At 40.0% G+C, this 11,369-nt stretch carries 10 protein-coding genes; 2 read left to right on the top strand and 8 right to left on the bottom strand.

Features of this window, described 5'->3' with window-relative positions:
* Positions 1-64 precede the first annotated feature (64 nt).
* The 6 genes from PSE7429_RS06315 to rfbF all read right to left on the bottom strand — a co-directional run bounded on the left by PSE7429_RS06315 (position 65) and on the right by rfbF (position 6,353).
* Entirely contained in the window at positions 65-1,000 is a 936-nt protein-coding gene (locus PSE7429_RS06315) for a transketolase family protein (RefSeq protein WP_009626270.1), read from the bottom strand.
* Positions 1,001-1,089: 89 nt separating this feature from the next.
* Positions 1,090-1,923: a transketolase gene (locus tag PSE7429_RS06310; RefSeq protein ID WP_009626269.1), complete on the bottom strand. Its 834-nt coding sequence runs from the start codon at positions 1,921-1,923 to the stop codon at positions 1,090-1,092.
* A 235-nt stretch (positions 1,924-2,158) separates the two neighbouring features.
* Positions 2,159-3,205 (bottom strand): NAD-dependent epimerase/dehydratase family protein, encoded by a 1,047-nt coding sequence (locus tag PSE7429_RS06305; RefSeq protein WP_009626268.1) that lies wholly within the window; start codon positions 3,203-3,205, stop codon positions 2,159-2,161.
* Entirely contained in the window at positions 3,198-4,562 is a 1,365-nt protein-coding gene (rfbH, locus tag PSE7429_RS06300; protein ID WP_009626267.1) for a lipopolysaccharide biosynthesis protein RfbH, read from the bottom strand. The genes PSE7429_RS06305 and rfbH overlap by 8 nt, the downstream gene beginning before the upstream one ends.
* 19 nt (positions 4,563-4,581) lie before the next feature.
* The gene (locus PSE7429_RS06295) at positions 4,582-5,580 is read right to left on the bottom strand and encodes a GDP-mannose 4,6-dehydratase (protein ID WP_009626266.1); all 999 of its coding nucleotides are present in this window, start codon (positions 5,578-5,580) and stop codon (positions 4,582-4,584) included.
* Entirely contained in the window at positions 5,577-6,353 is a 777-nt protein-coding gene (rfbF, locus tag PSE7429_RS06290; RefSeq protein ID WP_009626265.1) for a glucose-1-phosphate cytidylyltransferase, read from the bottom strand. The genes PSE7429_RS06295 and rfbF overlap by 4 nt, the downstream gene beginning before the upstream one ends.
* Before the next feature lie 306 nt (positions 6,354-6,659).
* On the opposite strand from rfbF, the gene PSE7429_RS06285 reads away from it, so the two are divergent.
* Together PSE7429_RS06285 and PSE7429_RS06280 are read left to right on the top strand one after the other, a co-directional pair.
* Positions 6,660-7,343: a TVP38/TMEM64 family protein gene (locus tag PSE7429_RS06285; RefSeq protein ID WP_009626264.1), complete on the top strand. Its 684-nt coding sequence runs from the start codon at positions 6,660-6,662 to the stop codon at positions 7,341-7,343.
* Between the two features lie 28 nt (positions 7,344-7,371).
* On the top strand, positions 7,372-8,844 hold the full coding sequence (locus tag PSE7429_RS06280; protein WP_009626263.1) for a phospholipid carrier-dependent glycosyltransferase: 1,473 nt from the start codon (positions 7,372-7,374) through the stop codon (positions 8,842-8,844).
* Here PSE7429_RS06280 and PSE7429_RS06275 read toward each other — a convergent pair.
* Together PSE7429_RS06275 and PSE7429_RS06270 are read right to left on the bottom strand one after the other, a co-directional pair.
* On the bottom strand, positions 8,790-9,584 hold the full coding sequence (locus tag PSE7429_RS06275) for a glycosyltransferase family 2 protein (RefSeq protein ID WP_009626262.1): 795 nt from the start codon (positions 9,582-9,584) through the stop codon (positions 8,790-8,792). The genes PSE7429_RS06280 and PSE7429_RS06275 overlap by 55 nt on opposite strands.
* Positions 9,585-9,712: 128 nt before the next feature.
* Entirely contained in the window at positions 9,713-11,038 is a 1,326-nt protein-coding gene (locus PSE7429_RS06270) for a glycosyltransferase 87 family protein (RefSeq protein ID WP_009626261.1), read from the bottom strand.
* Between the last annotated feature and the right edge of the window lie 331 nt (positions 11,039-11,369).

Here is an 11,369-nt window from a genome sequence, read left to right as displayed (position 1 = left end):
TGCCGCGCTCCGCGCGGCAACCCTCTTTTGGGGTTTATTTTTGTCCTAACAAGACTAGCCGCAGCTATAAATGTTGGATTGTATTCAGAATAGAATCGATATCTAAATTATGTTCTTGGATAAGATACTGATAGCTTCCACAAAGCTTTGAAAATCTATCTTTAATACCGATTCTATAAACTCTAGTAGGAGAATATTCTGCTACTATTTCAGCGATCGCCGATCCTAATCCTCCATAGATGGAATGTTCTTCTAAGGTAACTAAAATCTCATAGGATTGGGCGATCGCTATAACTTGTTTGATCGCCAATGGCTTAATACATGGCGCACTCCAAACAGCAACTTTATCAAACTTTTCACTAAAACTTTCACTAAAACTTTCACTAAACTTTTCACTAACCATTATTGCCGTCGATACCATTGACCCAGTTGCGATAAAACACATTTTGTTAGTTCCATCTCTGATATGACAAAGTTCTCCAACTTGAAAATTAGGTAATAAACTGTGAATTTGCGGTAAATCTGCTCTACCCATACGAATATAGGAGGGTTGTAGCGATCGTAAAGCTAAATTTATGCATTGTTCCATTTCATAGCGATCGCATGGAGAAAAAATATTGATATGGGGAATTGCTCGTAGTACTGCCATATCTTCGGTACTTTGATGGCTAGAGCCAAGTGTGCTATAGACCACCCCTGCCCCGTCGCCAATAAATACTACGGGTAACTGCTCGTAACAAATATCCAGCTTAATTTGTTCCAATACGCGGATCGGGATAAAAGCACTTAAACCATATACAAAGGGTTTAAAGCCTCCCTTGGCTAAACCTGCGGCGACACCGACCATATTTTGTTCGGCGACCCCAGCATTTATATATTGCTCAGGACAAGCTTTGCGAAATTCATCAAATAGGGCATAGCCGTGATCTCCCGTCAGTAAAACGATCCGATCATCGGATTTGGCAGCAGCAATTAAAGCTCTTGAAAAAGCATTTCTCATGGCAATATCTTTAAGATTGAAGTTCTTACAGCGCTTTGCGCTCAAACCCAAACCAAGGAGATGTTTAAAAGCGTTGCTTTGCAACGCTTTTAAACATCTCCTTGTGGTTCGCTTGATTGATAATTGCTGTAAGACTGGAGTTCGGCGATCGCTAATTGATAGGTCTCATCATTAAGCCTTGTATAGTGCCAAATATTATTGTTTTCCATAAATGACACACCTTTACCTTTAATCGTATGGGCAACGATCGCTCTAGGTGACTTTGAATCGAGCCCCATTAATTCATGAATTGTCCGATCTAGCGATAATTCATCATGTCCATCGACTTCTCTAGTTTCAAAGCCAAATGCTTGCAATTTATCAACAATATTCCCCAGTCGCATAACTTCATCAGTTGCGCCCATAGCTTGATAACCATTTTTATCAACAATAACTAATAGATTGGATAACTCGAAATGGGCAGCAAAAAGTAAAGCTTCCCATATGGCCCCTTCATTAATCTCACCATCCCCAACGATCGCAAAACAGCGTTGACTGGTGTGATTTTTCTTAGCCGCTAAAGCTAATCCCACCCCCACAGATAAGCCATGCCCCAAGGAGCCAGAACTAACCTCAAGTCCTTTAATATGCGCATCGGACAATCCCTTCAAGATAGTGCCATCTCGAGCATAATCTTGAATATCCCTATCCGTTAACCAACCTAACTCATACATACAGGCATACTGCGCCATAACACCATGCCCTTTACTCAAAACCAGATAATCTCGCAGCGGTAGATCTGGCTCATGATTCGGGAGATAAAGATGCGATCGGTATATCACAGCAAGAATTTCTACTATCGAAAAGGCACAGCCAATATGTAACGCCGAACCAGCATAAGCCATTTTCAGAATCGTTTGCCGTAGCTTTTTAGGATCAAACATACATTATGAATTATTCCAATTTTTTTAGTTGCAAATTGACAATTCAATTGCCTTCACATGATAACTAATACGAAAACACAAAATGGCGTAGCTATTTTGTGTTTTTAAAAATCTGACTGGATTCAGGTTTTCAATTCACAAAATGGCGTTGCAATTTTGTGAATTGAAAACCTGAATGGCTTTTTAATTCACTGAAGTGTTGGCTCACTTCAGTGAATTGGTATTACTTAGATGGCTACAAAAAACTAAGAACAGTTCTTCTAAAACCATCTTCAATTGATGTCTTTGGTTGCCATCCTAAAGTAGCAATCTTAGTAATATCGGGACAACTTCTCGAAACATTACTTTTGAGATATCCACTATCATTAGCAGGACAATCCTTAACTACGTTTAATTTTTTATCAGGGAATAAAGTAGTGAGTCGATTAGCTAAATCCATAATACTAATCTCACAAAGATCATTACCAACGTTATAAGCTTGTCCGTTTTCACCGTTAAGTAACACTGTAAAAAAGCCCATAGTAGCATCCGCTATATAACAAAAAGCCCTAGTTGCCATACCATCACTTTTAATGTGAATATCGCGATTACTTAATATATCCGCAACAAAATCAGCATAAACTCTGCCATCATTTAAACTCATGCCAAAGCCATAGGTATGAAATGGTCTTACAATTTTAGTGGGCAATCCATATTGACTAAACCAAGACAAGCACATCGTTTCTCCCATTCTCTTGCTCTCAGCGTAACAAGACCTTAAATGTAGAGGATCTAAATATCCATATCGATCCTCTTTCGTAGGAATTTGTGAATAAACAACTTGACCATATACTTCACAACTACTAAAAAACAAAAAACTTTTTAACGAGTTCTTACAAGCTAAAGTTAGAAGATTATGAGTCCCCAAAATATTGGCACTTAGAGTACCAACTGGATCGCTCCCATAATACTTGGGACTAGCTTGGCTAGCAGCATGAATAATATAATCAATATTATCTGTGCAATCGATAGGACTACATACATCTTGGACTAAAAGCCTAAAATCCTTTCTATTTTGATAGTTTGCAAATCTACTTAGAGCTTTTTCTTTATTTCTAACAAGTCCAATAACTTCTATATTTAGCCCTCTGATTTTATTTAAATACATAAGAGTATCTACCATATAGGCGGGCAAAAAACCGCTAGCTCCCGAAATTAAAACAGTCGAGTCTTTAAATTCTTCCCACGGTAGATCGGTAGAAATGATATTTTTTAAATCTTCTTCAATAATCTTTTTACTCATTGACTGAATCCCCAATAAACTCGCGAATAGTTGAAGCTATATAGATCAACATTTCTTCATTTAGCCTAGGAAAAACTCCCAACCAAAAAGACTTTTCCATTACCTGATCAGTATGATGCAAATCACCAATAACTCTATAAAACAAGTCTTTGTAAGCAGGCTGTTTAACTAGATTACCAGCAAATAAAAGCCGCGTTCCAATCTTTTTTTGCTCTAAGTACTTTACTAATTCATTACGTGTAAAGGGGGCGGTTTCCTTGACTAAAATAAGAAAGCCAAACCAACTAGGCTCAGAACCAATTGTGGGCTCAGGCATGATCAAAAAATCCTGTAAATCCCGTAGCTGTTGCTTCAGAAAATCAAAATTTTCTCTTCGTCTAGCAATAAAATTAGGTAGCTTATCCAATTGAGCAATACCAATAGCGGCTTGCATATCCGTCATTTTGAGATTAAAGCCAATATGAGAATAGGTATATTTATGATCGTAGCCATAGGGTAAATCCCCCAGTTGCCATTCAAAGCGTTTATTGCAGGTATTATCGTGTCCGGGGGCACACCAGCAGTCTCGCCCCCAATCGCGGAGAGACTCAACTATTTTTTTGAGTAAGGGATCACTTGTTAACACCGCGCCACCTTCCCCCATAGTCATATGATGGGCTGGATAAAAACTCACGGTTGATAAATGCCCGAAAGTTCCCGTTTTCTGTCCTTGATAAAGAGAACCCACGGCATCGCAATTATCTTCGATTAACCATAGGTCGTGTTTTTGGGCAAATCCCACCACCGCCTCAATATCGAAGGGATTGCCCAAAGTATGAGCAATCATGATTGCACGAGTTTTTGATGACAATGCCGATTCTAATTGTGCTACATCAATCTGATAGGTAGATAGCTGAATATCCACAAAGACAGGAATTAGCTGATTTTGAAAGATAGGGTTAACAGTTGTGGGAAATCCTGCGGCGACAGTAATGACTTCATCGCCAGACTGCAATCGCCTATCTCCTAATTTTGGGGAGGTAAGCGCCGTTAGGGCTAGTAAATTTGCCGAAGAGCCAGAGTTCACGAGTAGGCAATATTTTACTCCCATCCACTTCGCAAAGCGCTTTTCAAATTCTGCGGCATAGCGTCCAGTTGTCAACCAGAAATCTAGGGATGCATCAACTAGATTTAAAAGCTCTGCTTCGTCAAAAACTTTACCTGAGACAGGTAGGTAAGTTTCACCAGCCGTAAATTTTGGGGCTGGAAATTTATGCTGATAGTAATTTCTAACAGCTTTAAAAACTTGTAATCGCAAATCTTGTTCTTGTGAATCAAAATCATTGCTAATCTCAGCATGGGAATTTGTCTTGTTCATCCTTTAATTTCCGCACTGCTTACGCTTGTCGATCGTTTGATGACTTTGAATCTAAAAAATCTGTATACCAAGCGATCGCCTCTTTTAAGCCTTCTTCTAGTGAATAAACTGGACTCCAATTCAAAATTTGTCTTGCTTTAGCTGCTGACAAATATTGATGTTCGATCTCATTGTGAGCTTGGTTTAAAATCTTTGGCTGTAGGTGTTCTTTATCCATCAAGGTCAGAATTTTACGCACAATTTCTAAGACAGAAATTTGGAGCTCATTGCTAAAATTAAATGCTTCACCTAAAATTTCAGGTCGATCCATTTGTTCGGCTAGATGTAGATAGGCAAACACTCCATCTCTGACGTAAAAATAGTCTCGAATATAGCTGCCGTCACTACGAATAACTACTGGACGATCTCTTAATGTCGAACAAATAGTGTCAGGGACAATACGATTAAAGTTAAGGTCGCCTCCACCATAAAAGTTACCACAGCGTGTAACACAAACAGGCAGATTATAACTTTTGTAATAAGCATGACAGATTAGATCAGCACAACTTTTCGATACATCATAGGGATGCTCACCCCGCAAAGGATTATTCTCTGAATAGGGCATAAATTCTTGATAGCCATAGGCTTTATCGCTAGAAGCAACTATAATTCGCCCAACTTTACCCACTCGACGACAGGCTTCTAACACGTTCCAAGTACCTTTGATATTTGACTCAAAGGTTGATAGGGGTTCGCGATTAGCGACTCCAACAATAGTTTGTGCAGCCAAGTGGATCACCGTTTCCACTTCGTACTCATTGACGATCCGTTCCAAGATTGAGAGATCCTCAACCTTTCCATAAACAGTCACAATTTTCTTTTCTAGTCCCATTTGAAACAGTCTTGATTGTGGAGTCCAATCTCTGACTAACCCAACTACCTTTGCTCCACGTTCGACCAGTTCTTGAGTCATCCAACTGCCTAATAGTCCAGTACAACCTGTAATGAAGACAGAACGGTTTTGCCAAAAATTATTCATGGCCAAACTTTCCAAGGCGCATTTTTACTTTCCCACAACTCATTCAAGTATTTATATTCTCGATAGGTATCCATTGCATAAAAGAATCCATGATGTCGATAAGCCATCAGTTGTCCGTTCTCCGCAAGCTTCTGTAATGGCTCTTGCTCTAAAATACAGTCGTCTCCTCCTAAATAATTAAAAATCTTGCGATTAAACACAAAAAAGCCTACACTTGCCCAGCTATCAATTTGAGGCTTTTCCGTAAAGTCTACAACCTCTTCGCGATCGCTAATATTGAGAACTCCAAATCGCGAGAATGGACGTACAGCCGTCACTGTAGCAATTTTCCCATGGCTTCTATGAAATTCAATCAAGGACGAAATGTCAATATTTGCCACTCCATCGCCGTAGCTAACCATAAATATCTCGTCATCAATATATTTACTAACCTGTTTTAATCTACCTCCCGTCATTGTCTCTAAACCCGTATTGGCAAGGGTAACTGTAAAGTCCTGCTCGCCATGCATATTATGATATTGAACTTGATTCCCCTTACCCAAACGTATTGTAAAGTCATTATTCATTGCTTCGTAATTCAAGAAATATTCTTTGATATTGCTGCCTTTATAGCCAAGACACAAGACAAAATCATTTATTCCATAATGGGCGAAAATTTTCATAATATGCCAAAGAATTGGTCTTCCACCAACTTCAACTAAGGGCTTAGGACGATATTCTGTTTCTTCCCGCAATCTCGTCCCTTGCCCACCACAAAATAATACGACTTTCATTTAAATCTTCTCCATAAAATCAGATGTATGTAAAGGCATCAACGGATTAATCGACCAAAATATCTTAAGAATCTTAAGACAAACAAAGATGAAACAATATCAAATCCAGTCATTCTATAATTCTTGCTCCCCCTCAGCTAATTCAACTAATTCAGCATTAATCGATTGCGCATAATTACCTCAGCACAATTAAAATCTAGATCTAAAACCTGCGGCACAGGCGCAGCGTGCGCCGTAGGTTTTAGGGTTTTATATTTAATTAAGCCCACTTACCTAAAGAAGCCTAAAAAAGCTAATTTATTTCCCATGGATCACAATAAAAAAATCCTCATAGGTATAGTTTGTGTCTGCACGATCGCTAGTGGTTGGTTCGCGATTATTCATATCGATTGGCTGAGCAAAATTCAGGATGTCGTTCAAGCATCGGGGGCTTGGGGAGATATGATTTTTGTAGTTGCCTACGCGATCGCCACTCTGCTGATTCTACCCGTAACAGCCTTTAATATTGCTGGGGGAGCACTTTATGGTGGGGTCGAAGGTTTACTACTCACATCTATGGGGGCTTTACTTTCAGCATTATTAGGGTTTATGTTAGCGCGATCATTGGGGAGCAGATTTATGCGCCTTGAGGAGCGGTGGTCAAATGTAGGGCAGGGCTTGATGGTTGGAGGGATAGCCTATTCCTTTGCCTCAAGGCTATTTCCTTTAATTCCCTATGGCGTAGTCAGCATTGCCGCAGGTTTGAGTCCGATCAGACAGCGTGATTACTTGATCGGTACTTTACTAGGAACACCGCTGGGGATTGCCCCTTTTGTATTTCTCGGTAGTACTGGCGTACAAATGAGTTCCAATCACGATGTGCTACCTTTATTGGCAAGCAGCTTAGGATTAGCGCTACTAATCGCAGCAAGCACTTGGTATCAACATTCTCAAAAAGTAAGGTCCGCAGATAACACCGACAACAAAACAGATCAAAACATTGCAGGATAGTATTGCAGGATAGTATTGCAGGATAATTATGCAGAACTTACAGAAGCCCCTACAGAAAAAAAACTCTGAGCCTATCTCTGGGAATATCTCTGAGCAGAATTCAGAAAAAAACGCTTTGGGGAGTCTTAACAATTATCAAACTTCATGGGATTTGTATCTAATCTTGGGTGCAGTCGGGATTTTTGCGATCGCGGCATTGCTACATTTTTGGCAATTAGGGACGGTTCCCTATCCCATTTTTGATGAAGTTCTCTTCGGCAAATATGCTGAAGAATATCTAGATGGCAATCCGACTTGGGAAGGACATCCCCCGCTAGGTAAGTTCTTCATCATGCTCGGTATCCTAATATTTGGGCGTAATGAAATTGGTTATCGCCTTCTGAGTGCCTGTTTTGGCTCGATTGCTCCGCTGCTATTGATTGGATTGGTTTATCGCCTAACTCACAAACGTAATTTTGCCTTACTATCAGGTCTATTCCTCTGTAGCGATGGGTTATTTTTAGTGGAATCCCGCACGGGGTTGTTAAATATATTTTTAGTTTCCTTTGGCATAACCTCACAAATTTTTTTAGTAGCAGCTTTAGAACAAAAAGGGAAATTACGTACATGGCTGCTTTGTTGTGCAGGGCTAATGCTCGGTGCATCCACTTCTGTAAAGTGGAATGGTTTGGGATTTAGCCTATTAGTATTTTTAGTTGTTTCATTAGTATGGATAATTGCCAAATTCTTCCCCAAGAATTTAGCCAAACTAGGGATTTTTAGAGAAATTACGACACTGTATTGGTGGCAATATATCCTTGGTTTCGTATTAGCCCCGTTAGCATTCTATTTAGTCCAATGGCTCCCCCTATTTATACTTAACCCAGGTGGAGTTGCTCCTGAAACAGGCTTAGGGGCGATCCACTCATTTTGGGAATCGTTAGTGAGAGTCCAAAACCATATTATCTGGTGGCATAATACCGCAGAAATGATTAGTACTCCCGAACATCCCTCCCATCCCTATTGTTCGACGGTAATTTCATGGCCAGTCTTAGCCAGAACTGTCGGTTATTATTTTCAAGACCGAGATGGTTATTTCACGGTGATGCAGGGGCTGGGAAATCCAATTTTGTGGTGGTTTTCGACGATCGCCATAGTTTTCATAACTATTACCTCTCTTTTACCGAAGTTTCAAAAATTTTCTAATATTGGTAGTAATAACTATTTGCTTTTGGGATATTTCGCCAACTACGCACCTTGGCTGCTCGTAAAGCGATGTCTCTTTGTCTATCACTATTTATCATCGGCAGCTTTTAGCTTTGTGGCTTTAGCATGGATTGTCAGCCAGATGCTCGATAGAAAGGGAATAGTTAGTTATCTAGGCTATGTAATTATCGCTTTAGTCCTATTAAGCCAAATTTTCTTTTTACCGATTTGGATTGGTTTACCCGTGTCCCATAGTGCTTTTTACGAGCGAATGTGGTTTATGCCAGATAGCGTGCCAGGCTTTAATTGGATCTGATTTTCCTCATTGCATTCCTTTTTTAACTGCCAGCATTCCCAAAACATTTTAAGAATCACCTTAATATTTGCCCCAGTAGCCTTGCCAAATCGGCGCGGGAAATGCTGTACTGGTAGCTCAACAATGGGGGATAGCGATGGTTCCCGTAGGAGAAAATGCTCTAATTTAGAGAGAAACTCAGCGCTAAACAAGGCTCCATCAGATTTAATCGGTTTGATCGATTGGTATATATGGCGAGGAAATAGTTTAAAGGCACAATCAATATCCCTAGCTTTGATTCCCAATACCCATTGAATGAAAATATGATAGAGCCACGCATTGACAGAGCGGATAAACAAATCGGCTCGCTTTGCTCGGTAGCCAATCACGATTTTTGATAACAAATTCCCTTCACGATCTTGAATATATGGCAAGAACCGATCCAGATCGCTGATGTCAAACTGTCCATCACCATCGGTCAAGAAAATATATTCATGCAAAGCCCGATCAAATCCACTGCGTAGAGCCGAACCATAGCCCAAGTTGCGGTGATGGTTAACTAGACGAATTTGGGGATTTTGCTTGGCTAAATCTGTCACGATCGCAGGAGTTGCATCGATAGAACCATCATTTACCACAATAATTTCGTAACAGATCTGGCGATCGCTTAAGTACTTCACCGCAGAGGCGATCGTCAAACCAATATTTTCAGCTTCATTATAGGCAGGGAGAACAACAGATAAAGATAGCAAGTTTTTCATAGGGTTGATGGCTCAAATATCAAAGGCGCAAACAGCGAAATTTCTCAAGTAAGTGGCTCCTATCTGTGGCGCACGCTGCGCGTGCGCCGCAGGTTTTAGGTTTTTATATTTAATTAAGGCTCACTTATTTAGCGACTGCCCTCCGATGTTAAAGGAACAGATAACAATGATTGCTGTGATTGCTGTGATTGCTGGCGAAACATACGAAATGTATGGAATAGCATCAGGGCAAACAATGTTACGTTTACAGCACTGGTTATATAGACTACGCTTTGTAGCCATATTTCGGGAATTGCATAAAACAAGTCTTCATAGTTATATCGGAGGTAGGCATAACCCACATTTACAGCACCCGTCAATGTCAATCCCCAATAAAGCCACTTAACGGCAGGAATCAAGGCGATCGCGATCGCCAAGAAAGCCAATCCGTATAGCATGTATCGTTCGTGCATCCTTGTCGGCAGCATAAAAAAGCCAAATAGCATAGTCGAAAGCGCTAGACATTGCCCAGCAAATTGGGCTTGATGATGACGTTGCTGATATAGAAATATCGCTAACCACCCCAGAAGTATGCCCAAAAGACTGAGACCAATTACCTTATAACTAAACCCACCAAAGGTCGTATAGTCGCGTATCCAATTCGCCCAACCCCAAAAATTAAATGCATTTACCGAAGCAAAACTATAGTAATCAGCCGTAGCTCTGAGCAATTTATATAGAGATAAAAATGGGTTGATTATACTCACCACTGCGATCGACCCCACCCCATAAAATGGCAAGATAATCAACCAGATTGCAACTAAACCACCCGCAATAATTGCCCCCCATTTCCACCAAGTTTGACGAAACCATTGAGATAGAACTAAAAATGGTGCAAAAAAAAGTCCTTGCGGTTTGACGATCACCATCACGGCAATGAGCAGCCCTGCTCTCACAACGTAGTTTTGTTGAATCAAATAAAATGCCCACAGCATCAACAAAGTCATAATCCCATCCACCTGTCCCCAAACTGCGGATACAAATAGCATTAAAGGATTAAAAGCATAGATTAGCCCCATTGTATAAGCCTTATCAACGGAAGTATGGGCTTTCAAAATTTGGGCGATCAAAAACGCGGAAGCAATATCAGCAAATACTGGAGGGATTTTAATGAGAATCGTTAATAGCAATCCATCCGTATGACTAAAGCTCGGATCGAAGAATTGATAGATCTTGCCAATCACCCATAGTACATAGAGATAAGTAGGTGGGTAGTCGCAGTTAGTTGAGTAATTATAGAAATTAGCAAATCCTTGTTGCACCATATCTATGGACCAAGCCTTGTATAGATTCATATCTACCCAAAAGGCAATTGGCAAGCTAATCAAAAATAAATGCAAACCTAGAGCGAGCGCTAGCCCTAGATAAAATCTCCGCGAATTTAGTTCTAATGGGGCTGTAGCGATATTAATCATGCAATCGTCTCATTCGAGTTTGAGTTGAAGATATCTTAGGCGATCGCCTTATGCCAAAACTAAAAATGGCTACGCCATTTTTAGTTTTTTCAAACCCTTACTAGGTTTGGTTTTTAACTTGCAAATTTTAACTTGCAAATTTTAATTCACTAATACCAATGCACAAAAGTCAAAAGTGTTGTCACACTTTCGTGCATTGGTTCGTGCATTGGTATTAGTGATCATTTAAATAGCGTAAATGGCGATCGCTATTTAAATTTAAAGTTGAAATTTAAAATATAGCCATCCTAAATCATTTGTAGATTTTTGGGTTTGTGGAAGCGCACTCCTT

Source organism: Pseudanabaena biceps PCC 7429, from assembly GCF_000332215.1.
Lineage (GTDB): Bacteria > Cyanobacteriota > Cyanobacteriia > Pseudanabaenales > Pseudanabaenaceae > Pseudanabaena > Pseudanabaena biceps.
The sequence above is the reverse complement of the archived record's forward strand: the minus strand, read 5'-3'. Positions and strand labels throughout refer to the sequence as shown.

Coding starts and splice junctions, on each gene's coding strand:
- PSE7429_RS06285 (WP_009626264.1), top strand. CDS start 6,660: ATGGATCACAATAAAAAAATCCTCATAGGTATAGTTTGTGTCTGCACG.
- PSE7429_RS06270 (WP_009626261.1), bottom strand. CDS start 11,038: ATGATTAATATCGCTACAGCCCCATTAGAACTAAATTCGCGGAGATTT.
- rfbF (WP_009626265.1), bottom strand. CDS start 6,353: ATGAAAGTCGTATTATTTTGTGGTGGGCAAGGGACGAGATTGCGGGAA.
- PSE7429_RS06305 (WP_009626268.1), bottom strand. CDS start 3,205: ATGAGTAAAAAGATTATTGAAGAAGATTTAAAAAATATCATTTCTACC.
- PSE7429_RS06315 (WP_009626270.1), bottom strand. CDS start 1,000: ATGAGAAATGCTTTTTCAAGAGCTTTAATTGCTGCTGCCAAATCCGAT.
- PSE7429_RS06275 (WP_009626262.1), bottom strand. CDS start 9,584: ATGAAAAACTTGCTATCTTTATCTGTTGTTCTCCCTGCCTATAATGAA.
- rfbH (WP_009626267.1), bottom strand. CDS start 4,562: ATGAACAAGACAAATTCCCATGCTGAGATTAGCAATGATTTTGATTCA.
- PSE7429_RS06310 (WP_009626269.1), bottom strand. CDS start 1,923: ATGTTTGATCCTAAAAAGCTACGGCAAACGATTCTGAAAATGGCTTAT.
- PSE7429_RS06295 (WP_009626266.1), bottom strand. CDS start 5,580: ATGAATAATTTTTGGCAAAACCGTTCTGTCTTCATTACAGGTTGTACT.
- PSE7429_RS06280 (WP_009626263.1), top strand. CDS start 7,372: ATGCAGAACTTACAGAAGCCCCTACAGAAAAAAAACTCTGAGCCTATC.